This window comes from Micromonospora sp. NPDC002296 (assembly GCF_040296145.1).
In the GTDB taxonomy this organism is placed as follows: domain Bacteria; phylum Actinomycetota; class Actinomycetes; order Mycobacteriales; family Micromonosporaceae; genus Micromonospora.
Map to the genome: position 1 here is coordinate 176,846 of NZ_JBEOWQ010000007.1, position 24,239 is coordinate 201,084.

Genomic DNA, 24,239 nt, shown 5'->3' on the forward strand with positions numbered 1-24,239 from the left:
CGCAGCTGCTCGGTCAGCGACCCTCAAGGGCCTTCACGTTGTCGCCGAAGGTCCAGCCCTTGGAGCCGTCCCAGTTGATCGACCAGGTCATCAGGCCCTTGAGCCCGCTGATGCTGTTGTACGCCTGCGACACCAGGGACGGGGTCATGTAGCCACCGCCCGCTCCGGGCTGCGCGGGAAGGCCGGGCACCTGCTTGTCGTACGGAACCTTGATCGTCACGCCCTGGATCGTCAGCCCGTTGTTGAGGCACTGGGTCTGCACCGTGAAGCCCTGCACGGTGCCGGCCGAATAGGAGTCGCCGGAGCAGCCGTACATCGAGCCGTTGTAGTACTGCATGTTCAGCCACCACAGCCGGCCGTTGTCGGCGTACTTCTTGATGATCGGCAGGTACGCGCCCCAGATCGAGCCGTAGGTGACGCTGCCGCCGGTGACGTACGCGGTCTCCGGCGCCATGGTGAGGCCGAATCCGGCGGGCATCTGGGCGAGCACGCCGTCGATGATGCGGATCAGGTTCGCCTGCGACGTCGAGAGTTGGTTGATGTTGCCGCTACCGGTGAGGCCGGTCTCGATGTCGATGTCGATGCCGTCGAAGTTGTAGCGCTTGAGGATCGGCACGATGGTCGCGACGAACCGGTCGGCGACGGTCGCCGAGCCGAGGTCGATGCCGGCCGCCGCGCCGCCGATGGACATCAGGACGGTCAGGCCGGAGGCCTTGGCCCGGCACATCTCGGCCGGGGTGGGCACCTTCACGGTGACGTCCATGCCGTCCTCCCACAGCGCGGTGCCGTCGGCGCGGATCACCGGGAACGCGGTGGTGACCACGTTGTACCCGTGGGCGGTGATCCGGGAGTCGGTGATCGGGATCCAGCCCAGCGGCGGGTGCACGCCGTTGGCCGCGCCGTCCCAGTTCTCCCAGTACCCCTGGAGCACCTTGCCGGCGGGCCTAGGCTTGACCGCGCAGGTCTCCGTGCCCGGCGTCGTGGTCGGAGTCGGCGTCGGCGTGGGCGACGCGGTCGGCGTCGGCGACGCGGTCGGCGTCGGCGACGCGGTCGGCGACACGGTGGGGGAGGGCGACGAGGACACGGTGGGCGTGGGGGTGGGGGTGCCGTCGCAGGGGCCGAAGTCCTTCCACAGCGAGGGCGCGGCGACGGGGTTCCAGCCCGCGCCGACCGGCGGGGTGTGCGTCACGAGGGCCTGGTAGATCCGGGCGGCGTAGCTGACCCGGGTGCCCGCCGGATAGCTGGTGCCCTCGGCCCAGCCGGGGGCGGAGCAGGCCACGGCGGCGACCGTCGCCGGGTCGGTGGCCGCCGCGGCGAGACCGCCCGTGGCGGTGAGGGCCCCGGTGGCGACGACCAACGTCGCCCCCGCCAGTAGGGCGGTGGCCCCGCGTCGAAGTCTCATGACATCCCCTCTCGTCGATGGGCGGGAGCGTATCAGTAAAGATTGTTAAATAAAAAGAGGCGTTGCAATCGATCTATATCGATGAATACGCTGACCCGGTCCCCGCTCGTCCCGTCACTCAGTGGAGCGTGACCCATGCGTCTGTCCAAGGTGTCCCGGATCCTCGCCACCCTCGCCGCCGTCACGATGGCGACGCTCGGCCTCACCGCCGTGCAGGCCGCGCCGGCCTCCGCCGCCGTCCGCAACGTCTGCTACACCACCAGCCAGGCTGGCCCCTTCGCCAGCTACGCCGTCCAGGCCGCCGCGATCTGGAACAACTACACCAACAACATCAACATGGCCCAGTGCGGCTCCAACCTGGTGATCTCCTACACCACCGGCGGCGGCTCGTACGCCCAGCGCACGAGCCTCGGCAACGGCCGCGTGGTCATCGACACCATCCAGGCCCAGCAGTACAGCCCGCTGCGGATCATGACCCACGAGATCGGGCACATCCTCGGCCTGCCGGACAACTACAACGGCAACTGCGCCATCCTGATGTCCGGCGGCAGCGCCGGCACCTCCTGCACCAACCCGTACCCGAGCTCCGCCGAGGCCGCCAGGGTCGACCAGCTCTTCGCCTTCGCACCCCTGAGCGCGACCGGCGCCGGCGTCTTCACCGGCAGCTGGCCGGCCCCGGCAACGGTTGGCGCCCAGCACTGACCCTCGACCGCCCACCACCCGGGCCGGGGCCGGCGCACCGCGTCGGCCCCGGCCCACCCCTTGCGCGGTGATCAAGAGTATTGCGTCAGGTTCGCGCGCCGAGCCCACGCAGACCTCTTGATCACCGCTCCAGGACGTGCCGGGGCTGCGGCGGCCGGTCAGCGGTCCTTGCTGTCGGCGGGGGCCATCACCCGCAGCGCGTTGGCGGCCAGGCCGATCCGGATCGGGGTGTGGCCGCACAGCTCACCGTCGACCTCGACGCGCGCCGGCCGGTCGGTCTCCAGCCACAGCTCGCCGACGGCGAGGAACGGGGTCTCGGCCAGCGTGCGGCGGTGACCCGTCGCCGCGTTGCGGGCCGTGTCCCGCAGCAACCCGCGCCGGGTCGGCCCGCCGACCGGGTACGCGACCAGCAGCCGGTCGTCGGCGTCGGCGTCGGCCGTGATCGGCCGCCCGGCGTGGAAGCCGCCGTTGGCCACGTAGATCTGGTGGGTGTGGAACTCGTGCGTCGTCCCCCCGGTCCGGACGGTGGCCCGCAGCGCCCGGTGCCGGGCCAGCAGCGCCAGCGCGGTGGCCGGGTACGCGAGCCGGCCGGTGACCCGCTTCAGGGCGGGGGGCGTCCGGAGCATGATGTCGGCCGACAGCCCGACGCCGACGTGGTTGGCGAACGGCACGTCCCCGGCCAGCCCCAGGTCGACGTCTATCACCTTGCCCTCGGCCAGGACGGCCACGGCGCTGTCGAGGTCGAGCGGGAGGCCGAGGGTGCGGGCGAAGTTGTTGGTGGTGCCCAGCGGCAGCAGTCCCAGCGCGACGTCGCGGTGGGCGAGCAGCCGCGCGGCGGCGCTCTGCGTGCCGTCGCCGCCGCCCGCCACGAGCAGGTCCGGCCCGAGCGCGAGGGCGTCGTCCAGGCTCCGTTCCAGCTCGCCGGGGCGGTCGGCCGGGTAGCAGCCGAGCAGGGTGAAGCCGGCCTCCGCCAGCCGGGCACGGGCGTGCTCGTAGAGCCGGCGGCCCTGGCGCGAGCGGGCGTTGACCACCAGCGCCGCCCGCCGCTCCCGTCGGATGGCCGCGCCCAACTCCTGCTTCGTCCGCATGGGTGCCGACCCTATCGGTGCAGGCTCGGCAAACCCTGACCGGCGACATCCACACCTCCTGGGCCAACGAGGTGACCACCCGTGCCGGGGATCGGCGCGTCAGCGCCGGCCCAGGGCGCGGCGGAGGTTACCGCCGAACACGTCGGCCGCCTCGGCGGCGGAGAGCCCGTCCAGCCCGGCCGGGTGCAGCGTCTGCGCGAACGACACGTGGTCCAGGCTGGGAGAGAAGTCTGAGCCCCAGTACAGCCGTGCCGGGCCGAAGCGGTCCAGCAGCAGGTCGACGAACGGCCGGGCGGCGGCGTGCGGGTACGCGTCGGCGGGGTCGCTGACGGCGTACAGGGCGGAGACCTTGACCCCGACGTGGGGCAGCCGGGCCAGCTCGGTGAGCGGGGCGAGCCGGCCCGCGACCGCCTCCGGGGTCGGGACCGTCGCGTGCCGGCCGGGCAGGCCGAGGTGGCTGAGGAGCACCGCGCACCCGTCGAGGGCGGCCAGCGCCCGACCGAGCCGGCCGGCGGCCTCCGGGGTGGCGTTGAGGCTGACCACCGCCGCCGCGTCGTTGAGCGGCCCGGCGGCCGTCGTGGCCCAGCCGGCGAACGCGTCGGCCGAGGCCGGGTCCGCCAGGTACGCGGCGACGCCCGCGAACCCCGCCGACCGGAGCCGGTCCAGGCCGCGCCGGTCCGTGCCGGTGGCCGGCAGGTACGCCAGCGGCGCGATCCAGTCGTGCTCGGCCGCGAGCCGCGCGAGGTGGCCGTTGTTGCCGGCGAACTCCGGTGCGCCCTCGTAGCCGACCACGAGCGCCCGGTCGATGTCGTGTTCGCGGCGCAACGTCTGGTAGACGGCGAATTCGTCGCCCCCGGCCGGGGACCGTCCGTAGCGGCCGGGGTAACCGTCGGCGAACAGGTGCAGGTGTGCGTCGGCGCGTGGCATGGCCGGACCCTAACCGATTCCGGCACCCCCATTGACGTGGGAGGACCCCTCCTTTAGGTTCTTGTCTCAATTAGGTCCGGATTATCGGCCGCAGGCGAGGGGTGGACCGCGTGGTGCAGGCGCACGAGGACGTTGACGATCTGGTACGGCTGCGTCGGCAGCTTCACCAGCACCCGGAGCTGCGGTTCACGGAACGACAGACCGCAGTGGTTCTCGCCGACCGGCTCACCCCGATCGCCCGGGTCCGCTCCGGAGTCGCCGGCACCGGCCTCGTCGCCGAGATCGAAGGACGTGCGTCGGGACCCTCCGTTCTGCTTCGGGCCGATATGGACGCCTATCCGGTCCAGGACGCCAAGGAGGTGCCCTGGGCGTCGGGCAACGCCGGGGTCTGTCACGCCTGCGGGCACGACGTGCACATGACCGTCGTGCACGGCGTCGCGGCCCGGCTCGCGGCCGACCCGCCCGCCCGGGGCTCGGTGACCGTGCTGTTCCAGCCGGCCGAGGAGATCCCGTTCGGCGAGGACTCCGGCGCCGCCGCGGTGCTCGCCGACGACGCCCTGCGCGGCCGGCGCTTCGACGCCGTCCTCGGCCTGCACTGCTGGCCCGACCTGCCGGTCGGGACGGTCGGCGTGGACCGGGTGACCGCGATGGCGGCCAAGGACGCCTTCCGGGTCGAGGTGCTCGGCCGGGCCGCGCACGCCGCCACCCCGGCGCTGGGCCGCGACGCCATCCTCGGCCTGGCCGGCATCATCACCCTGCTGCACGCCGGGGTCGCCCGCTCCCGCAACCCCCACGAGCTGGTCGCCTTCAACATCGGCACGATCGACGGCGGGGCCAGCCAGAGCCAGGTCGCCGAGCGGGCGGAGGCGACCGGCACGCTGCGCACCCACGACGAGGCCACCCGCGCCCGGCTCAAGGAGGTCATCGAGCGGATCGCCCGGCAGCAGGCCGCCGCGCTCGACCTCGGCCTGCGGTTCACCTGGGCCAACGAGATGCCCCCGGTGCGCAACGCCGCCTCGCTGGTGGCGCTCGCGCACGCCGAGCTGCCCGGCCTGGTCGAGGTCGCCGACCTGACCGCGCCCCCGCTGACCACCGACGACTTCGCCCTGCTCGGCGCGCTCGGCCCCAGCCTGTACGTCAAGCTCGGGGTAACCGGGGAGCGCGGCGGCGCACCGCTGCACTCCGGCGCGTTCGACGTGGACGAGCGGTGCATCGGGGTGGGGGTGACCGCCCTGGAGCGCCTCACCCGGGCCGTCCTCGCCGGCCGGCTCGCCGAGGCCGGCGTCGACGGAGCCGGTGGGGCCGCCCCCGGCGAACGCGCCGCCGCCGTCGAGGCGGTCCGCGCATGAGCCGCCCGTCGGTCGCCGTGGTCGGCGCGGGGGCGTTCGGCGTCCGGCACCTGGCCGCGTACCGGTCGCTCGGCGTGCCGGTGCGGGCGCTGGTCGAGCCGGACGCCGCGACCCGGCAGCGGGTCGCCGCAGAGTACGGGGTGCCGCAGACGTACGCCTCCGTGGCGGACCTGCTCGCCGCCGCCCCGCCCGACGCGGCGTCGGTGTGCGTGCCCGGCCCGGCGCACCGCCCGGTGGCCGTGGACCTGCTCACCGCCGGGGTGCCCGTGCTGGTGGAGAAGCCGCTGGCCGCGACCGTCACCGACGCCGCCGCCATCGTGGCCGCCGCCGCGCGTACCGGCGTGCTCTGCCAGCCGGGGCACATCCTGCGCTACAGCGCCCCGCACCGGGCCCTGCACGACGCGGTCCGCGCCGGCCGGCTCGGCGACGTGCTCGCCGTCTCGTCCCGCCGCGACCGGCCCCGGACGCTCAGCCGGCACTTCCCGCGCGAACACCCCGCGCTGCTCACCGCCGTGCACGACATCGACCTGGCCCTCTGGTACGCCGGAGCGCCCGTGGTCGAGGTCCGCGCGGCGGCCCGGACCCGACCCGGATCGGCCACCCCGGTCCTGGTGTGGGCGGAGCTGCGGCACGCCAACGACGTCGTGTCGTCGATCCGCAACAGCTACCTGCTCCCCGAACACACCCCGAACCACACCTCGGACCTGGTCGAGGTGTACGGCACCGACGGGGTCGCGCACGTCGACCTCGGCCACCCCACCCTGCTCGTCCAGGGCGAGTCGACCGAGGCGCCCGACTGGCTCCTCTCCCCGGTCGACGGCGGCGGAGCGCTCGCCGCCGAGCTGCGGCACTTCCTCGGCCAGGTCGACGGCACCGAACCGACGGCGGTCGTCCCGCTCGCCGACGGCCTGCACGTCGTGCGGGTCGCCGAGGCCGTGGTCGACAGCGCCACCGCCGGCGGCGCGGTCCGCCGGATCCCCCCGAGCCCCCACTTGTGACAGGAGCTACCCGATGTTTCGACGGAGATTGGCCGGCGTCCTCGCCGCCGGCATGGCAGCCGCCGCGCTGCTGACCGGATGCGGCGGCGACGACGCCGCCGACGGCCCGGTCACCCTCAAGGTGCTGACCTGGGAGCCGGGTGGCACCGAGTACTGGAAGCAGGTCAAGACCAGCTTCGAGGCGGGCCACCCCGACATCAAGTTGGAGATGCAGTCCGTACCGTTCGACAAGTACCCCGAGGTGCAGGGCCCGTACATCACCTCGCAGTCGGGGCCGGACGTGATGGCCAACAACGCCGGGCTGGAGCTGTTCGACCGGCGCGGCGCGTACGTGCCGCTGGGTGACAAGGCCGCCGAGATCACCAAGGACCTGGTCACCTACAGCGGCGCCTGCGAGGGCTTCGACACCGCCAAGGCCTGCTACGGCGTGCCCTTCTCCTACCAGGGCAACGTCCTCTACTACAACAAGGCCGTCCTGACCGCCGCCGGGCTCGACCCGGAGAAGCCGCCGGTGACCTGGGACGAGTTCGGCGCCGCCTGCGACGCGGTGAAGAAGGCCGGCAAGACCTGCCTGGCCCTCGGGCTGTCCGGCACCTTCCCGGCCTACTGGGACTTCCCGGAGATCGCCCGCAACTACCTCACCGAGGACGACATCCGCGCCCTGCTCGCCGGCAAGCTGTCCTGGAAGGACCCCAAGCTCGTCTCGGTGCTGGAGAAGCTCGCCGAGATCACCACCAAGGGCTGGGCCAACAAGAACGCCCCGTCGATCACCATGCTGCCCGACGGCGCCGACATCTTCCAGCGCGGAGACGCCGCGTTCGCCGGCACCATCATCTCCGACGCGGTGAACTGGGAGGCGTTCGGCAAGGCCCTCGGCGACGACAAGCTCGGCGTCACCCGGTGGCCGGCGGTCGACCCGTCCGCGCCGCTGGCGCAGAAGTTCTCCGGCATCGAGGGCGCCGTCTACGGCGTGACCCAGTGGAGCGAGAAGAAGCAGGCCGGCCTGGAGTTCATCAGCTGGCTGGCCGGCAAGGAGAACGGCGAGCTGTGGGTCAAGCACGGCAAGGGCCAGCCGCTGAACAAGAACGTCGACAAGGCGCTGCTGCCCTCGTCGCCGGCCTTCCAGAAGATCCAGGAAATGGTCGCCCAGCCGACCCTGCACGCCGGGGTGATGCTCTCCGGCCCCGAGGCCGACGCCCTGGCCCGCGGCTGGCAGCAGGTCACCCTCGGCCAACTCACCGTCGACAAGTGGGCCGACCAGATGCAGCAGGCACTGGAGCGTAGCCCCACGAAGAAGCAGACCAAGTAGCAGCACCCCGGGCGGGGCGACGCCGTGTCGCCCCGCCCGGCCAGCCCGGGGGAAGGAACCCTGATGACGATCTCCACCGCGCCGGTGTCGGAGCCGGTGGCCGCCGACACCCCGCCCGCGCCGGCCCGCCGGCCGCCACGACCAGGGCGGGCCCGGGAGTGGTGGCTGGCCGCCGCGTTGGTGCTGCCCGCCCTCGTGCTGGCCGTGCTGTTCAAGCTGGTGCCCCTCGTGCGGGGCGTGCTCACCAGCTTCGAGTCGTCCAGCGGGTTCGGCGGCAGCGAGTTCGCCGGGGCGGACAACTACACCCGGATGTTCGACGACTCGATGGTCCTCACCAGCTTCCGCAACGCCCTGCTGGTGGTGGCCACCCTGCCGGTGTGGATCGTGCTCCCGCTGGTGCTGGCGCTGCTGATCCACCAGCGCTCGCCGGGCTGGAAGTTCTTCCGGGCCGTCTACTTCGTGCCGTACACCATCGCGCCCATCGTCGTCGGCATCATGTTCCGGCAGATTCTCTCCCCCGACGGGCCGCTGAACGCCCTGCTGCGCGGCGTCGGCCTGGAACCGCTGGCGATCGAGTGGCTCAACGGCCGGTACAGCGCGCTGTTCTCGCTGGTGGCGGTCGCCCTGTGGAGCTTCTTCGGGCTCGGCGTGATGACCTACCTGGCCGGCCTGTCCACCATCCCCGACGAGATGCTGGAGGCGGCGTACCTCGACGGCGCCGGGTTCTTCCGGCGGCTGTGGTCGGTGGTCGTGCCGATGCTGCGCCCGACCGTGGCGTACTGGAGCGTGGTCTGCGCCTCCGGCGTGCTGATCTGGCTGTTCCCGCTGATCTACGCGCTGACCCAGGGCGGGCCGGGCGACGCCACCATGCTCCCCGAGTACCTGGTCTTCCTCACCACCTTCCAGTTCCTTGACCGCGGCTACGGCTCGGCCATCGGCATCGCCCTGTTCGTCTTCGTCGCCCTGCTGTCGATCTTCAGCGTGCGGCACATGTTCACAGAGGGGACCCGCAAGCCGCGATGAACCCGCGCCACTCCGCCCGGATCGGGCGCTACCTGTTGACCTTCGCGCTGGTCGTCGTCGCCGTCGCGGCGATCTACCCGCTGCTGTTCACCGTGGTCAGTTCCCTGAAGACGCAGTCCGGCTTCGCCCACGACCCGCTGGGCCTGCCGGCCGGGATCACCCTGGACAACTACCTTGAGGCGTTCCGCCGGATGAACATGCCCCGGCTGCTGCTCAACTCGCTGATCACCACGCTCGGCGGGCTGGTGCTGTCGGTGCTCGCCGCGCTGTTCGTCGCGTACGCGGTGACGAAGATGCGCTTCCGGGGCGGGAAGATCGTCTTCCTGCTGATCATCGTGACGCTGACGATCCCCAGCCAGGCGATCATCTACCCGCTCTACCAGACGGTGCTGGACCTGGGCATGTCCGGCCAGTACCAGGGCCTGATCCTGGCGTACGCCGCGTTCGGGCTGCCGCTGGGCACGTACCAGCTCGCCGGGTACTTCCAGCAGGTGCCCGACGAGCTGATCGAGGCGGCCCGGGTCGACGGCGCGGGACACCTGACCATCCTGTTCCGGCTGCTCGCCCCGATCGCCACCCCGGCCCTGGCGGCGCTGGCCATCTTCAACTTCGTCTGGATGTGGAACGACCTGCTGCTGCCCCTGGTCATCATGGGCGGCTCGGACAGCAAGACGCTGATGGTCGGCGTCTCCATGCTCAGCGGCCAGTACGACGTGTCGGTGCCGCTGGTCAGCGCCGGGCTGATCGTCGCCCTGCTGCCGGTGCTGATCATCTACCTGGTCTTCCAGCGGCAGCTCGTCTCCGGCGCGCTCGCCGGCTCCGGCAAGTGACCGTCCCGGCGAAGTCGGCCCGGCGGGGCGCGCGGTGAGCGCGACCGCCCGGCCGGGGGAGCAGGTCTGCCACCTGTACCGGCTGCGCCCCGGCGCGGAGGCCGAGTACGAGCGCCGCCACGCCGAGATATGGCCGGAGCTGTCCGCGCTGCTGGACGAGGCGGGCATCCACGACTACGCCATCTACCGGCGCGACCTGCTGCTGATCTGCGTGCTGCGCACCCGGTGGGGCTTCGCCCGCGCGGGCGCGGTCACCGGCGCCTCGGACGTGCAGGCCCGCTGGACGGCGTCGCTGGCCCACCTGTTCGCCGAGATCGCCGACGCCGACGGCGAGCCGCTGTGGGCGCACCCGGTCTTCCACCACCCCGGCCGCCCGCCGACCCGCTGAACTGTCGCGCCGCTACCTGACGCGGGCATGATCAGCGAGCGTAGCCTCCCCTGAGGCCCAGGACGAGAACAGCCATTGGGGGAAGCATGCTCGTCATCGCGCATCTCAGCGACACGCACCTCGACAGCCATCCCCGGTCAGCCGAACGGACCGCCCGGGTGATGGACCACCTGCACGCCCTGCCCCGACCGGTCGACGCGATCCTGATCAGCGGGGACATCGCCGACCACGGCGAGGTGGCCGAGTACCGGACCGCCGCGAAGCTCTTCGCGTCCCCGCTGCCTGTCATGCTCTGCCCCGGCAACCACGACGTCCGTGCCGCGTACCGCAAGGGTCTGCTCGGTGACGAGGGCGGCGGCAACGGCCCGATCAACACCCGGTACGACGTCGCCGGCGCGGTCTTCCTGCTCGCCGACTCGTCGATTCCGGGCGAGGACGACGGCCACCTCGACGCGGAGACCATGGACTGGCTCGCCGACCACCTCGGCTCGGTGCCGGCCGGGACACCGGTCTTCGTCTCCTTCCACCACCCGCCGGTCGAACTGCACCACCCCGCCATCGATTCGATCCGGCTGTTTCCCGCCGAGCCGCTGGCCGATCTGCTGGCCGCTCATCCGCAGGTCGTCGCGGTGTTGACCGGGCACTTCCACACCGCCGCCGCCAGCACCTTCGCCGGGCGGCCACTGCGGATCGCGCCCGGCGTCGTCTCCACGCTCCGGCTGCCCTGGGAGGGTGACGGGCCGCTGGTCGATCTGCGGCAGCCGCCCGGGGTGGCGTTCCACGTCTACGACGATGCGGGGCTGCTGACCACCCACTACCGGGTGGTGGTCCGATGATGCGGGGATCCCCGTACTCGGCTTCCTGGTCGCCCTCGCGCCGGTCACCATGACGCCGGGGAGCGCCTGACCCTGGTCGTATCGCGGGTCGCCGCGGACGGCGGCGGGTGGAAGGTGCCCTTCCTTACACCGCGTACGCGACCGAACCGTCGGCGCGCAACGGGATCCGGGTCAGCGGCCGGCCGGTGAGGTCCAGCGGTCGCTCGTCGGTCAGGTCGAGCGTGACGCCCAGCCCCGGGTCCTGCGGCACCGGCAGGTACCCGCCCTCGCGGCGGACGCAGGCCCGGGCCGGGCCGTCGGCGAGCTGGTCGTCGATCGGCGAGTACTCCTGGGTGACGAAGTTCGGGATGACCGTGTCGAGCTGCACCGAGGCCATGGTCAGCAGCGGGCCGAGGCAGTTGTGGGTGACCACGGCCGCGTGGTACGCCTCGGCGAGCGCGGCGATCTTCCGGCCGTGGCTGAGCCCGCCGGCGAGCCCGACGTCGGGCCGGACGTACTGGGCGCCGCCCTGGGCGAGCAGCTCCTTGAACTCCCAGATGGTGTGCAGCCGTTCCCCGTTGGCCATCGGGACGCCGAGCGCCCGGCGGGCCACCTCGGCCTGGCTGCTCACGCTGTCGATCTGGATCGGGTCCTCCACCAGCAGCGGGTGGTGCCGGGCCAGCGCCGGCACCACGGCCGTGGCCTGCAACGGGGTGAGCTTGCGGTGCAGCTCGACGAGCAGGTCGACGTCCGGGCCGACGGTGTCGCGTACCGCCGCCGTGGTGGCCTCGGTCTCGGCGACGAGGCGGGCCAGCGACACGTCGCCGTAGTCGGCGGGCAGCGGGTCGAACTTCACGGCGGTGAAGCCGTCGGCGACGGCGGCGGCGGCCTGGGCCGCGAGGGTCTGCGCCCCGGTGCCGCCCAGCAGCAGGTGCAGCCGGATCCGGTCGCGCACCCGGCCGCCGAGCAGCTGCCACACCGGCACGCCGAGCCGCTTGCCCAGCAGGTCCCACAGGGCCAGGTCGACGGCCGAGACGGCGGCGGTGAGCACCGAGCCGCGGAACGGCCCCATCCGGTAGAGGTGGTGCCAGTGGTGCTCGATCCGGTCGGGGTCCGCCCCGAGCAGGTACGGCCGGAACGTCTCCACCACGGCGTGCACCGCCGTCGGGTATCCCCAGCAGGCGGACTGGCCGACCCCGGTCAGCCCGTCCGACGTACGCAGCTGGACGAAGTGCGCGTCGCCGCGTACCACGGACTCCACCTCGGCGATCTCCATGCCCGCTCCCCAAATTAGAGACCAATAACGGCCACAAACTTGCTTGTGCACTCTTCCATAGCCTTGGACTGCTGGTCTAGGCTCCTCAACCAACGAGCCGGAATAAGGCTCAATTATCTCAGGGGGTGTGATGGGCCTGCCCGACGACTATCGGCTGATGGCCCGGATCCGCCGGTTCGAGGAGCGGCTGGCCGCCCTCAAGGACGCCGGCGAGATCCCGGGCTCGATCCACCTGTGCAACGGCCAGGAGGCCGTCCCGGTCGGCGCCTGCCGGGCGCTGCGCGACGGGGACCACGTCACCGCGACCTACCGGGGACACGGCTGGGCGATCGCCCGGGGCGTCGACCTCACCGGCCTGTTCGCCGAGATGATGGGCCGCGACTCCGCGCTCTGCGGCGGGCGCGCCGCGTCGCCGTACCTGTCGGACCCGGGCCGCTGGTTCGTCGGCGAGAACTCCATCGTGGGCGCCGGGGTGCCGATCGCGGCCGGCGCGGCGCTCAGCGCCCAGCGCACCGGCAGCGGGGCCGTGTCGGTGGTCAGCATCGGCGACGGCGCGATGAACCAGGGCAACGTGCACGAGGCGCTCAACCTCGCCGCCGTGCTCGACCTGCCGCTGGTGCTGGTGGTGGAGAACAACGTCTACTCCGAGATGTCCCGGATCGAGGACATGGTGCGGGTCCGGCAACTCGCCGAGCGGGCCGCCGGCTACGGCCTGCCCGGCCGGGTGGTCGACGGCAACGACCCCGACGCCGTGGCCGAGGCGATGGCCGAGGCCGTGGACCGGGCCCGGGAGGGCTCCGGGCCGTCCATCGTGGAGGCGATGACCGAGCGACTGGTCGGCCACTACAGCGGCGACGTGCAGCACTACCGCCCGGCCGGCGAGATCGCCGCCGCCCGGGAACGCGAGCCGCTGGCCCGAATCCGCCGGGCCGCCGACGCCGACCTGGCCGCCCGGCTCGACGCCATCGACGCCGAGGTCGCCGACGAGATCGAGGCCGCCGTCACCGCCGCCCGCGCCGTGCCCACCCCGGACCCGGCGACCGCCAAGGAGCACGTCTATGTCTGAGTCGATGCGCTACATCCAGGCCGTCAACGCGGCGCTCACCTGGGCCCTGGACAGCCGGACCGACACCGTCTACTTCGGCGAGGACGTCGCGCTGCCCGGCGGGCCGTTCGGCGCCACCAAGGGGCTGCACAAGCGGTTCGGCTCCGACCGGATCTTCGACACCCCGATCTCCGAGACCGGCTTCCTCGGCATGGCCCTCGGCGCGGCCATGACCGGCCTGCGGCCGATCGCCGAGATCATGTACGCCGACTTCTCGTTCGTGGCGATGGACCAGATCGTCAACCAGATCGCCAACATCCACTACTCCAGCGCGGGCCGGTGGAAGGCCCCGCTGGTGATCCGGATGCAGCAGGGCTACTCGCCCGGGGCGTGCGCCCAGCACTCGCACTCGACGGAGGCGTACTTCGCGCACACCCCCGGCCTGCGGGTTGCGCTGCCGGCCACGCCGGACGACGCGTACCAGATGCTGCGCACCGCGGTCGTCAACGACGACCCGGTGGTGGTCGCCGAGGCCCGGATGCTCTACCCGACGCGGGGCCCGGTACGCACCGACGCCCCCGTCGAGGAGATCGGCGGGGCCCGGGTGGTCCGGCCCGGTGCCGACGTCACCGTCGTGGCGTGGTCCCGGATGGTGTCGGCGGCCCTGGACGCCGCCGCGACCCTAGCCGCGGAGGGCGTCGACGTCGAGGTGATCGACCTGCGCTGGCTCAACCCGCTCGACTTCGACACGGTCGCCGCGTCGGTGGCCCGCACGGGCCGGCTGGTCGTCGCCCACGAGGCCAACCTGACCGGCGGCTTCGGCGCGGAGATCGCCGCCCGGGCCGCCGCCGAGTGCTTCGCCGACCTGCGCGCCCCGATCGCCCGGGTGGCCGCCCCGGACGTGCCGATGCCCGCCGCGCCCGCCCTCCAGGCGGTCGTGGTGCCCGAGGCGGCGACCGTGGCCGACGCGGTGCGCCGGACGGTCCGGGCGTGAGCGGCGGCACCCCGCCGTCCGGCCCGGTCGTGGGCGGCGGAACGGCACCGGTCGGCCCGGGTCCACGCGGCGGAACCTCCCCGGTCGGCCTGCTGGCCGGGCGGCGGGTGGTCGTCGTCGGCGGGGCGTCCGGCATCGGCCGGGCCACCGTGCTGGCCGCCGGCGCGGCCGGCGCGGCCGTCGCCGTGCTGGACGCCGACGCCACCGGCGCGGCCGAGGCCGCCGCCGAGGCCCGGTCCGCCGGGGCGAGCGCCTGCGCCCGGGGCGTCGACGTCACCGTCGAGGCCGAGGTCGCCGGGGCGCTCGACGCCGTCGCCGCCGAACTGGGCGGCGTCGACGCCGTGCTGCACGTCGCCGGGGTCATGGGCGGCCAGGGCCTGGACGTGCGGGACGTGCCGGTCGAGCTGTGGGCGCGGGTCATCGCCGTCAACCTCACCGGCCCGTTCCTGGTCGCCAAGCACGCCGCCCGGCACCTGAGCCCCGGCGACGGGGTGCTCGTGCTGGTCGGATCGAAGGCGGGCGTCCAGACCGGCTCCGGCTCGGTACCCTACGGCGCGAGTAAGGGAGGGTTGCACGGCCTGGCGATCACGCTGGCCCGACAGCTCGGTCCACAGGGGATCCGGGTGCACGCGCTCTGCCCGGGAGACATCGACACCCCGCTGATGCGGCGGTCGCTGGACGAGGCGCGGGTCAACGGCACCGACGGCGGGCGGGTCGCCGCGATCGAGGCCGCGCTGGGTCGCCCCGAGGACGTCGCCTCGGTGCTGGTGCTGCTGGCGTCGCCGGTCAGCGCCGGCCTGGTCGGCACGGTCTGCACGGGCTGAGCACCCCACCCTCTAGGCCAGCGGGACACCACGTGGAGGCAGCATCGTGATCGGGATCATCGGCCCGGAGGACTCGATCCGGCTCGTGCAGGAGGTGGCGGTCGGGGAAGGCCGCGCGGAGGCGGTGACAACACGCGTGTACACCCGCCCCGAGCAGGCCCCCGGTCTGGCCCGCGAGCTGGACGAGGTGTGCCAGGTGCTGCTGTTCACCGGGCGCATCCCGTACGCGTTCGCCAACGCGGCCGGCGAACTGCGGGCGGAGATCGACTACGTCCCGCACGCCGGCATCGACCTGTACCGGACGCTGTCGCGGATGCTGCTGGCCACCGGCGGGAAGCTGCCCCGGGTCAGCGTGGACACCATAGAGCCGGAGACCGTCCGCGAGACGTACCACGACATCGAGGTCGCCCCGCCCACGGAGATCCTGCCGATCGCCGACTCCTCCGGGCTGCTCTTCACCGGCCTGGACGAGATCACCGCGTACCACCGGGAGCGGTACGCCTCCGGCGCGGTCGAGGCGTGCCTGACCTGCCTCGGCGCGGTGCACCGGGACCTCGTCGACAGCGGGGTCCCGGTGTGGCGCGTCGAGCACACCCGCGCGTCGGTGCGCGACGCGCTGCGCCGGGCCTGGCTCGCCGCCGAGATCCGCCAGTCCCGGGCCACCCAGATCGCCGTGATGATGGTCGACCTGGGTGTGCCGACGACCCGGGCGCAGGACCCGTACCAGGCGGAACGGCAGCGGCTGCGGGTGCGCGAGGCGCTGCTGGAGCACGCCGAGCGGATGCGTGGCCGGCTGGCCACCGTCGACGACCGGACGTTGCTGATCACCACCACCCGGGGCACCGTGGAGAGCGCCATCGCCCGGCACCGGGACGGCCATGCCTCGCTGCTCGCCCTGCGCGGGGTCGACGTCGAGCACGCCGTCGGCTTCGGCGCCGGCACCACCATCGCCGCCGCCGAGGACAACGCCCGCAAGGCCCTCGCGCTGGGCCGGCACAGCGGCGACACCCATGTGGTGTTCCCCGACGGGGAGGTCTACTCCAGCCGGGAGACCGCCGTGCGGCCCCGGCTGCGGGAGACCGCCCCGGGCGTGCTGCGGGTCTCCGAGCAGCTCCGGATCGGGCCGCTGTCCACCCGGCGGCTGCTGGAGGCCCTGCACCAGATGGACCCCGACGAGGTCACCGCCCGGGGGCTGGCCGACGCGTACGGGGTGGAGGCGCGCTCGGCCCGCCGGCTGCTCAAGGCGCTGCGCGCGGCCGGCTTCGCCGAGGAGGTCGGGGTGCACGTCAGCACCGGGGCGGGCCGCCCGCAGACCGTCTACCGGGTCGCCATGCGGCGACTGCTCGGCGCGATCGGGGCCGAGGCGTGAGCCGGCGCGATCGGGGCCGAGGCGTGACGGCCGGCCCCCGTTGCGGCCGAGCCGGGCCGGCCGGGACCGCGCGGGCCGTCACCGCAGGGGGAGTCCACCCGTGAAGTTCGAACCGACCTACCTGGTCACCGCCACCTTCGCCGCCGACGTCGTCGTCCGGCGCGAACCCCACCGGGCCGCGCACCTGGCGCACGTGCGCGCCCTGCTCGCCGACGGCACCGCCCTGATCGCCGGGGCGCGCGCCGACCTGAGCGCCTCCGTGCTGGTGCTGCGGGCCGCCGACGCGCCCGCCGCCCGCACCCTCGTCGAACAGGATCCCTACTGGCGGCACGGCGTGTGGACCGCGATCGACGTGGTCGATTACCTCGCCGCCACCGCCCACACCATCGGGAGGACATGATGTCGTCGTACCGCCAGGTCTCCGGCGTGCGGGTGCTCGGGGCCGAGCACGCGCCCTTCGCCGCCGGGCTGTTGCGCGAGGCTTTCGGCGAGGGCGGCCCGGACGCCGTGCCGGTCCGCCTCGCCGTCGACCCGGCGCTGGCCGAGGGCGGCCACCGGACCGACGTGCCCGAGCGGGGCGAGATCCGGCTCACCGGCGACCCGTTCGCCGGCCTGGTGCACGCCGCCCGCGCCCTGGTGGCGTCGGCCACCCCGGCCGGCCTGCCCGTCGGCGCGTCCGCCGCCGCCCCCGGGTTGCCGCTACGCACCCTGTGGACCTGGGACCACTCCACCAACTGGGACACCCGGCAACTCGGCCAGCAGGAGATCGGGGCGCTCAACCCGTACGCGAAGTCCGCCGACGCGTTCGGCGCCGACTACCGCCGGCTGGTCGACTTCTGCAGCCGCGAACGGATCGGCGGGATCGTCGTGTACGGGCTGCTGCGCGACGCCCACGGCGGCGTCGAGGCGGCCCGCGAGCTGTGCGAGTACGCCAACGCCCGGGGCGTGCGGATCATCGCCGGGGTCGGGATCAACGCCTACGGCGGCATCTACTTCGACGGCCGGCACCGGTACAACCTGGCCACCTGGCTGCGCCAGCGTCCCGACCTCGCCGCCGAGCTGCCGAAGAAGGTCGGCTTCGACATCGACGACTTCGGCGACCTGCACTTCCCGGCCAGCGAGTACATGATGGCCGCCTGCCCGTCCCAGCCGGACAACCTGGCCTGGCACCGCGACGCCATCGACTGGTTGCTGGACACCCTGCCCGTCGGCGGGATCAACTTCGAGACCGGCGACTACGGAAGCTGCGCCTGCGCGCGGTGTGCCGCCCGCGCCGGCGGCGAGCGCACCTCCTGGTCGTACGAGGCGATGCGGTCGGTCTACCCGACCCTGCTGGAGACCGCCCGCCGCACCGGCCCGGCCGGGGTGCCGCTGCGTCACCTCGTCGAGGTGTACTGGGACAACATCTTCGACCTGGACGCCCAGAAGCCACTGGCCGACCTGCCCGACGACGTGGCGTACCAGTACTGCGTCAACCGCGGGTTCTGGTACGACCAGCGGGACCGGCTGACCGCCGAGCATGTCGGCCGCCTGCCGCACACGACCAGCGTGCTGCGCACCCACGCCGGGTCGCAGTGGAACCGGCAACGTCACTCCTGGGTTCCCGAGATGTACGCCGACATGGCCACCCGCTCCGGGGCTGCCGGGATGCGGGGGCTGACCATCTTCGCCGAGCCGTCCGCGTACCACCCGACCAACGAGATCAGCTACCTGGCGTACGCCCGGTTCTCCTGGGACCCGGAGCTGGCCTGGGCGGACTTCTGGCGCGACGAGGTGGCCCCCCGGTTCGGCGGCTCGGCCGAGGCCGAGGCGTTCCGCGACGGCGCGGCCCTGCTCGACGACCCGTCGGCCACCGGCGCGGCCCTCACCGCCGTGCGCGGCGACGCCCTCGCCATGGTCGCCGCCACCGCCGGGGAGACGCAGCGCCGCTGGCTGTGGCTGGCCGAGCGGGCCGCCAGGTACGCCCACTGCGCGGACTGACCCGGGGTCGGCCGCGGGCTGTGACGGTTGCCACGCGGGACCATGACAGTCCTGTGAAGAATCCGCCGGTCAGGCCGTCGGCGGTTTGGCCGGGCGGTCTCCGGGGGCACCGTGGAGGACGCAGGCGACAATCCTCTGAAAGGAACGGCCCACCGTGGAAGTAACCGGGTTCTTCACCGCCATCATCATCGGCCTGATCATCGGCGCGTTGGGCCGGCTGGTCGTACCGGGCAAGCAGACCATCCCGATCTGGCTCACCCTGCTGATCGGCGTGGTCGCCGCGATCCTCGGCACCCTCGTGGCCGGCGCGCTCGGCGTGGACGACACCCGCGGCATCGACTGGATCGAGCTGCTGATCCAGGTCATCTTCGCCGCGGTCGGCGTGGCGATCGCCGCTGGCGCCTACGGCCGCCGCCGGCACTGACCCCGCCGCGCCCGACGGCCGCTCCGCCGCCGTCGGCGCTCGCCCCGCCGGCCGCCGGCCCGCCCGAACCAGGGTGGGCCGGCGGCCGGCGTCAGGGGGTGGCCGGGGCGTCCGCCCGGGCGGCCGGGCCCCCGCCGGTACGTCGGGCCGGCCGGCGCGCGGCGTCGGGCCCACCGGCAGCCGCCCACGCCGTGGTGAGCAGGAGCAGCGCCGTGATGTAGGTGCTCATCACGAGCAGGCCGTGGCCGGGCAGGGTGGTGCCGGCCGCGTCCAGGCCGATCAGCAGGTCGGAGACGAGGAAGAACGCCCCGCCGACTGCCGCGCGGGCCGACACGCCGGCTGCGGCGGCGGCCATCAGGCACAGGGCGAGGCTGTAGCCGAGCACGGGCAGCCGCAGCTCCCCGAGCGGGCCCCACAGCACGACGTTGGCCAGCGCCCACAGCACGAGGTAGCCGAGCACAACCGCCACCGGCGGCCGTCGGTGCCGGGCGAACGTCACGATGAAGCTGACCTGGGCGCCGAGGAAGAATCCCATCCCGACCAGGAACGCGGGCTCGCCGGGCAGCAGCAGCGCCACGTCCCCGCCGGTGGCGAAGATCAGCCCCAGCGCGAACCCGTCGAAGCGTCGGCCGGAGCGCAGCAGCCAGAGCAGCAGCAGCGGGGCGAGCAGCGGCTTGGCCAGCCACTGGAGCACGGTGCTGTCCGTGGCGACGCCGACGAGTTCGACGGCGGCGGCCACGCCGAAGGGAATGAGCCGCCTCATCGGGCGGGCTGCCAGCCGGGACGGCCGAACACGTGGCCCAGCCGGTGCCGCCAGGACCCGGAGGCCCGCACGTCGGCCCAGATCGCCCCGTACTCGTGGGTGGCCACCCGCAGCGGGTTGTGGGTGCCGATGTTCTTGGTCAGCCCGTACCGGGCGGGGGCGCGCTCCGGCTCGAAGGTGCCGAACAGCCGGTCCCAGACGATGAGGATGCCGCCGTAGTTGCGGTCCAGGTACTCGGCGTTGACGCCGTGGTGGACCCGGTGGTGCGACGGCGTGTTGAAGAGCCACTCGATCGGCGCGGGCAGCACCCGGACCCGCTCGGTGTGCAGGAAGAACTGGTACAACAGGCTGACCGACTGCTGGAGGAAGATCATCCACGGCGGGACGCCGAGCAGGGCCAGGGCCAGCCAGAACGGCAGCGAGGTCATCGGCGTCCAGCTCTGCCGCAGCGCGGTGGACAGGTTGTAGAACGTGCTGGAGTGGTGCACGACGTGACCGGCCCAGAACAGCCGCACCTCGTGGTGGGTGCGGTGGAACCAGTAGTAGGCCAGGTCGTCGGCGAAGAACAGCAGCACCCAGGTCCAGACGCTGGTGGGGGAGAGGTGGACCGGCGCGACCGTCCACACCGCGGCGTACAGGCCGACGGTGAGCAGCTTCCAGGGGAAGCCGATCACCTGGCTGCCGGCGCCCATGGTGAGGCTCGTGGTGGTGTCGCGCAGCTCGTAGCCGCGTTCGTCGTCGTCGGGGGCGAACCGGTAGGACAGCGCCTCCACGACGATGAGCAGCAGGAACGCGGGTACGGCGTAGAGCACGGCGGGGATCATGCTCGGCATTCCCTTCCGGGTGGGGTGGCGAGGGCGGCGGTGAGCAGGGCCCGGGCCTGCTCGGCGGCGGCGTCGCCCCGGCCGGCGGCGATGGCCTCGGCGAGCCGGTGGTGCCCCGCCACGTCGAGCAGTTCGGCGGCGTGCCGCTCGGGCGGCACCTCGCCGACGGCGAGCGCGCCGGCCACGAGGCTGTTGAAGCTCAGCAGGTACGCCGTGTTGCCCGAGCCGCGCACCACGTGCCGCCACAGCGTGATGTTGGCCTCGGCCATCCGGGGCAGGTCGGGGGCGAGCCCGGCGTACTCCTGCGCGGCGCGGGTGACGGTCTCGCGCGTCGCCGCGCCGGCCCGTTCGGCGCAGAGCCGGGCCGCGTCGACGCCGATGCAGGCCCGCATCTCCAGCATGTCCCGCACCAGCGTGTCGACGGGCAGGACGTCGCCGGAGCGGACCAGGGACAGCGCGAGGTCGAGCCCCGCGTGCACCCGCCAGTCCAGCACCAGGGTCGCGCCGCCCTGGCTGACCCGGACCAGGCCGAGCTGTTGCAGCCGGCGCAGCGCCTCCCGGACGGCGTGCCGGTTCACCGCGAAGGCGGTGGCCAGCTCCCGCTCGCCGGGCAGCGTGTCGCCGGGCCGGTACGCGCCGCTGACCACCGCGTCGCGGAGCTGCCCGAAGACGTGATCGGACACGGACCCCCGAGGTACAGGCACAAACATCATGCCGAGCAGTGTGGCCCCCACCACATCAACCCGTCAACTGGTTGGACCACCATCCGCGCCCTCTCGGCGTCGATCAAGAGGTTTGCGTCAGGCTCCGGTCCCGAGGCACACCTCTTGATCGACGTCAGTGGGTCGGGGTCGGGGTGGTGGGGAGAGGGCCTGGTCCACTCGGGTCAGTACCGAGTCGTTTTCGCCGTCCACGCCGCGTAGCAGGTCGATGGCGGTGGCGCGGATCTGTCCGATGATCATCACCACCGGTAGCGGGGGGTTCGACCTGAGCAGTTGGGCGGCGGTCCGGACCGCTTCGAGGGCCGTCGCCTCCGCCTGCTCGGCGTGCCGGGCCGCCTCCTGCCGGCCGGCGAGGTCGGTGGCCAGCGCCGCCCCGGCGGCCCGTACCGCCTCGGCCAGCGCGCGGATCGCGGCACCCACCTCAGGCGGGGTGGCCTCGTGCAGCCGGGTCAACGTGACCCCGGCGCGGGCCAGCACCCGGATGTTGCGGGCCGCGTAGTCGAGCTGCCGGGCGGTGGCCTCGACGTCCCCGACCCGGCCCAGGTGCCGGCGGCGGCGCACGCCGAGCCGCAGCGTCTCGCCGCAGGCCTGCACCGCCGTCCGCAGCCGCTCCACGCAACCGTCGACCTCGCGGGCCCGCTCCAGCGCCGCCCGGGCCGCCGACTCGTCGCACCGCGCCAGCGCCTCGTCGATGTGGGTGAGCACCTCGGCGAGGTCGGCGAACGTCTGGCGCGCCTCGGTGACCAGAAGCGCGAGCGGGTTGCGGCCCACGGTGAGTTGGCTGGCGGCGAGCGCCACCGCGCCGCCGACGAGCGCGTCGACGAAGCGGAACGGCACCAGGTCGCCCTTCGGCGCGGCCACCGCGACCAGGTACAGCGCGGAGATCGCCGCCTGGACGACGAGGGTCCTGCTCGCCCCGATCGTCACCATGAGACCGATGGTCAGCACCAGGACCGCCAGCAGCGTTCCGCTGCCCGGGCCGAGGGCCTGCACCACCAGTTCGGCGATCAGCACCCCCGCCGCGACGCCGAGGACGATCTCGATCGTCTGGCGAAGCCGCTGCCCGCGCGCTTCGCCGAGGACGACCAGGGCTGCGGTCGGCGCGAAGAACGGGTCCGGATGGCCGATGAGCCGGGCGGCCACGAACCACGCCACCGTCGCCGCGAGGGCCGCCTCGATGACGTCCACCCAGTTCCGCCGCAACCGGCCCGCCGCCGCCCGCACCCAGTCCCGCGCCCGGTTCGCCGCGGCCCGTACCCGCGCCCGTGACCGGCCGACCACGTTCTGTTCCCCGCTCCGCATCCCGCGCCTCCCGCCGCCCGCCGCCACGGTGGACCGGGCCACGGCTCGCCGTCACCCCGGCCAACCGGTTCCGGACAGCCAATACCCCGCAGGAGGGCGGGTAACGCTCGAAGTAGTCACCCGCACAGGCCGGACAGCTTCATGATCGTTCGACGAGAAGTGAGACGAAACGCCGGCCGTAGTCTCCGAGATCAGCAGACGATCATGCGAGCGCAGCCCGCTCTGCACGGCGAACGGCGGTCAGGTGGTCGGCCGGGGCGGTCAGTTCGGCGGCGCCGTGGTGACTGGGCCAGATGTGCGCCTGGCAGCCGGTCGTCGGCGTGGGCCACCGGGCGGGGCCGGGACTGTCGGGGCATCGCGACCGGTTCCCCGCCGGCCGTCGCCCCCGTCGGTGCGCTGCTCGTGGTAGTCCTGCTCGACGTTGACTGACCAGACGTCATGGGTCATGCCGTGGGCGATGTTCTCCGCGGTGAGCATCGCGGTCAGCATGGAGTGATCCTGGTTGTTGTATCGGTGCATCCCGTTGCGCCCGACGGGGTGCAGGTTCGGCGTCTCGCGGGCCAGCCAGCCCCGGATCACGTCGACGTTGTGCTGGTAGCGCTCGTCGTACACCGGGTACGCCTTGGGCATCCGGACGACGTGGCCCGCCTCGACGACGCCCGGCGCGACCAGGCCGAGCTGCTTCAGCTCGGCGGTGGCCAGCCGGACCAGGTCCTCGTCGGACCGCCGCCACATCTCGTCGTCCTCGAAGACGAAGTACTCCAGGCCCAGGCAGGTCCGGCCGTCCTTGACCAGGTACGGCGACCAGGAACCGAAGTTCTGGATCCGCCCCACCCGCACGGTCGGGTCGTGCACGTAGATCCAGTTGTCCGGGAACGAGAACTCCTCCGGCACCACCAGCGCCACCGTCAGGAAGTCCCGGTAGCGCAGGTCGGCGGCGCAGGCGAGCACCTCCGCCGGTGCCGGCGGGTCCAGCGCCGCCACCAGCTCGGAGATCGGCATCGAGGAGACGACGTGCGTGGCCTCCTCCCGTCGTTCGCCGTCCTGCCCTGCGACGGTCACGCCGATCACCCGTCGGGCGTCCGGATCGCGGTGCACCGCCCGTACCCAGGTGCCGGTGCTGACCGTCGCGCCGCGGGCCCGGACCTGCTCGGTGCAGCGTTCCCACATCATCCCCGGCCCGAACTTCGGATACTGGAACTCCTCGATCAGGCTGGTCACGTCCTTGCGGTTGCGCCGGGGCAGCAGCGCGCCCCACACCGCGCGGGACAGCGAGAGGTTCTTAATCCGCTGCGCCGCCCAGTCTGCCTGCAACTGGTCCGCCGGCATCCCCCAGACCTTCTCCGTGTACGTCTTGAAGAAGATCGAGTACAGCCGCCAGCCGAAGCGCGCCGACACCCAGCCCTCGAAGTGCGACTGGTCCTTCGGCGGGCGCAGCCGGGCCCGGCCGTACGACCCGACGCAGCGCACCGCCTCCCGCAGGCCGAGGTTGCGCAGCGCGTTGCGCACGTTGAGCGGATAGTCGTAGAGCGCGCCCCGGTAGAAGATCCGGCTCATCCGGGGGCGCAGCAGGAAGTCCTCGTCGGGCAGGATCTCGTGCCAGAACGCCTCGACCCGGGACACCTTGGTGAAGAACCGGTGCCCGCCGATGTCGAAGCGCCACCCGTCGCGTTCCACCGTGCGGCTGATGCCGCCGACCACGTCGTCGGCCTCGTACACCCGCACCGGCTCGCCGTGCCGGAGCAGCTCGTACGCCGCGGTCAGGCCGGCCGGGCCCGCGCCGATGACCACCGTGCCGGGTTCCGCGCCCATGCCTGTGCCGCCCCCCGCAGTTGCCGAATGAGGCAGCGCCCTTACCCGGTCCGCAGCCGAACTCACCTGCCGG

The 24,239-nt window shown here is 73.2% G+C and carries 24 protein-coding genes; 15 read left to right on the top strand and 9 right to left on the bottom strand.

Annotated features, from left to right (window positions below; all coding sequences use genetic code 11):
- Window positions 1-13: 13 nt before the first annotated feature.
- Window positions 14-1,402 (bottom strand): glycosyl hydrolase family 18 protein, encoded by a 1,389-nt coding sequence (locus tag ABT023_RS08895; protein ID WP_350883268.1) that lies wholly within the window; start codon window positions 1,400-1,402, stop codon window positions 14-16.
- A 135-nt stretch (window positions 1,403-1,537) separates the two neighbouring features.
- On the opposite strand from ABT023_RS08895, the gene ABT023_RS08900 reads away from it, so the two are divergent.
- The gene (locus ABT023_RS08900; RefSeq protein ID WP_350883270.1) at window positions 1,538-2,104 is read left to right on the top strand and encodes a snapalysin family zinc-dependent metalloprotease; all 567 of its coding nucleotides are present in this window, start codon (window positions 1,538-1,540) and stop codon (window positions 2,102-2,104) included.
- Between the two features lie 158 nt (window positions 2,105-2,262).
- Here ABT023_RS08900 and ABT023_RS08905 read toward each other — a convergent pair whose 3' ends face one another.
- Window positions 2,263-3,192, bottom strand: coding sequence for a diacylglycerol/lipid kinase family protein (locus ABT023_RS08905; protein WP_350883273.1), 930 nt, complete (start codon window positions 3,190-3,192; stop codon window positions 2,263-2,265).
- 99 nt (window positions 3,193-3,291) lie between these two features.
- Window positions 3,292-4,119 (bottom strand): amidohydrolase family protein, encoded by an 828-nt coding sequence (locus tag ABT023_RS08910; RefSeq protein WP_350883275.1) that lies wholly within the window; start codon window positions 4,117-4,119, stop codon window positions 3,292-3,294.
- Between the two features lie 110 nt (window positions 4,120-4,229).
- Between ABT023_RS08910 and ABT023_RS08915 the strand changes: the two genes are divergently transcribed.
- The 7 genes from ABT023_RS08915 to ABT023_RS08945 all read left to right on the top strand — a co-directional run bounded on the left by ABT023_RS08915 (window position 4,230) and on the right by ABT023_RS08945 (window position 10,852).
- On the top strand, window positions 4,230-5,468 hold the full coding sequence (locus tag ABT023_RS08915) for a M20 metallopeptidase family protein (RefSeq protein ID WP_350883277.1): 1,239 nt from the start codon (window positions 4,230-4,232) through the stop codon (window positions 5,466-5,468).
- On the top strand, window positions 5,465-6,466 hold the full coding sequence (locus ABT023_RS08920; protein WP_350883279.1) for a Gfo/Idh/MocA family protein: 1,002 nt from the start codon (window positions 5,465-5,467) through the stop codon (window positions 6,464-6,466). Before ABT023_RS08915 ends, ABT023_RS08920 begins: the two co-directional genes overlap by 4 nt.
- A gap of 13 nt (window positions 6,467-6,479) precedes the next feature.
- Window positions 6,480-7,775: an ABC transporter substrate-binding protein gene (locus tag ABT023_RS08925; protein WP_350883281.1), complete on the top strand. Its 1,296-nt coding sequence runs from the start codon at window positions 6,480-6,482 to the stop codon at window positions 7,773-7,775.
- 63 nt (window positions 7,776-7,838) lie between these two features.
- Entirely contained in the window at window positions 7,839-8,798 is a 960-nt protein-coding gene (locus tag ABT023_RS08930) for a carbohydrate ABC transporter permease (protein ID WP_350883283.1), read from the top strand.
- Window positions 8,795-9,628 (top strand): carbohydrate ABC transporter permease, encoded by an 834-nt coding sequence (locus ABT023_RS08935; protein WP_350883285.1) that lies wholly within the window; start codon window positions 8,795-8,797, stop codon window positions 9,626-9,628. Before ABT023_RS08930 ends, ABT023_RS08935 begins: the two co-directional genes overlap by 4 nt.
- A gap of 34 nt (window positions 9,629-9,662) precedes the next feature.
- Entirely contained in the window at window positions 9,663-10,016 is a 354-nt protein-coding gene (locus ABT023_RS08940; RefSeq protein WP_350883287.1) for an L-rhamnose mutarotase, read from the top strand.
- Window positions 10,017-10,102: 86 nt separating this feature from the next.
- A complete protein-coding gene (locus ABT023_RS08945; RefSeq protein WP_350883289.1) occupies window positions 10,103-10,852 on the top strand; it encodes a metallophosphoesterase in 750 nt (249 codons plus the stop codon).
- Window positions 10,853-10,976: 124 nt separating this feature from the next.
- Here ABT023_RS08945 and ABT023_RS08950 read toward each other — a convergent pair whose 3' ends face one another.
- Window positions 10,977-12,107: a mandelate racemase/muconate lactonizing enzyme family protein gene (locus tag ABT023_RS08950; protein WP_350883291.1), complete on the bottom strand. Its 1,131-nt coding sequence runs from the start codon at window positions 12,105-12,107 to the stop codon at window positions 10,977-10,979.
- A gap of 130 nt (window positions 12,108-12,237) precedes the next feature.
- Here ABT023_RS08950 and ABT023_RS08955 point away from each other — a divergent pair, with 130 nt between their 5' ends.
- From ABT023_RS08955 to ABT023_RS08985, 7 genes are all read left to right on the top strand, one after another.
- On the top strand, window positions 12,238-13,173 hold the full coding sequence (locus ABT023_RS08955; RefSeq protein ID WP_350883293.1) for a thiamine pyrophosphate-dependent dehydrogenase E1 component subunit alpha: 936 nt from the start codon (window positions 12,238-12,240) through the stop codon (window positions 13,171-13,173).
- Complete coding sequence (locus tag ABT023_RS08960) at window positions 13,166-14,146, top strand: alpha-ketoacid dehydrogenase subunit beta (protein ID WP_350883295.1); 981 nt, start codon at window positions 13,166-13,168, stop codon at window positions 14,144-14,146. The genes ABT023_RS08955 and ABT023_RS08960 overlap by 8 nt, the downstream gene beginning before the upstream one ends.
- Window positions 14,143-14,970: an SDR family NAD(P)-dependent oxidoreductase gene (locus ABT023_RS08965; protein ID WP_350883297.1), complete on the top strand. Its 828-nt coding sequence runs from the start codon at window positions 14,143-14,145 to the stop codon at window positions 14,968-14,970. The genes ABT023_RS08960 and ABT023_RS08965 overlap by 4 nt, the downstream gene beginning before the upstream one ends.
- Before the next feature lie 46 nt (window positions 14,971-15,016).
- Window positions 15,017-16,339 (top strand): helix-turn-helix domain-containing protein, encoded by a 1,323-nt coding sequence (locus tag ABT023_RS08970; protein ID WP_350883299.1) that lies wholly within the window; start codon window positions 15,017-15,019, stop codon window positions 16,337-16,339.
- Window positions 16,340-16,439: 100 nt separating this feature from the next.
- Window positions 16,440-16,739 (top strand): YciI family protein, encoded by a 300-nt coding sequence (locus ABT023_RS08975; protein ID WP_350883301.1) that lies wholly within the window; start codon window positions 16,440-16,442, stop codon window positions 16,737-16,739.
- A complete protein-coding gene (locus ABT023_RS08980) occupies window positions 16,739-18,319 on the top strand; it encodes a hypothetical protein (RefSeq protein WP_350883303.1) in 1,581 nt (526 codons plus the stop codon). The genes ABT023_RS08975 and ABT023_RS08980 overlap by 1 nt, the downstream gene beginning before the upstream one ends.
- Window positions 18,320-18,473: 154 nt before the next feature.
- On the top strand, window positions 18,474-18,743 hold the full coding sequence (locus ABT023_RS08985; protein WP_350883305.1) for a GlsB/YeaQ/YmgE family stress response membrane protein: 270 nt from the start codon (window positions 18,474-18,476) through the stop codon (window positions 18,741-18,743).
- A 91-nt stretch (window positions 18,744-18,834) separates the two neighbouring features.
- Here ABT023_RS08985 and ABT023_RS08990 read toward each other — a convergent pair whose 3' ends face one another.
- The 5 genes from ABT023_RS08990 to ABT023_RS09010 all read right to left on the bottom strand — a co-directional run bounded on the left by ABT023_RS08990 (window position 18,835) and on the right by ABT023_RS09010 (window position 24,166).
- On the bottom strand, window positions 18,835-19,506 hold the full coding sequence (locus ABT023_RS08990) for a lysoplasmalogenase family protein (protein ID WP_350883307.1): 672 nt from the start codon (window positions 19,504-19,506) through the stop codon (window positions 18,835-18,837).
- Window positions 19,503-20,330: a sterol desaturase family protein gene (locus tag ABT023_RS08995; RefSeq protein ID WP_350883309.1), complete on the bottom strand. Its 828-nt coding sequence runs from the start codon at window positions 20,328-20,330 to the stop codon at window positions 19,503-19,505. The genes ABT023_RS08990 and ABT023_RS08995 overlap by 4 nt, the downstream gene beginning before the upstream one ends.
- Complete coding sequence (locus ABT023_RS09000) at window positions 20,327-21,013, bottom strand: FadR/GntR family transcriptional regulator (protein WP_350883311.1); 687 nt, start codon at window positions 21,011-21,013, stop codon at window positions 20,327-20,329. Before ABT023_RS09000 ends, ABT023_RS08995 begins: the two co-directional genes overlap by 4 nt.
- A 117-nt stretch (window positions 21,014-21,130) precedes the next feature.
- Window positions 21,131-22,354 (bottom strand): FUSC family protein, encoded by a 1,224-nt coding sequence (locus ABT023_RS09005; protein ID WP_350883312.1) that lies wholly within the window; start codon window positions 22,352-22,354, stop codon window positions 21,131-21,133.
- 261 nt (window positions 22,355-22,615) lie between these two features.
- Window positions 22,616-24,166, bottom strand: coding sequence for an NAD(P)/FAD-dependent oxidoreductase (locus ABT023_RS09010; RefSeq protein ID WP_350883314.1), 1,551 nt, complete (start codon window positions 24,164-24,166; stop codon window positions 22,616-22,618).
- Between the last annotated feature and the right edge of the window lie 73 nt (window positions 24,167-24,239).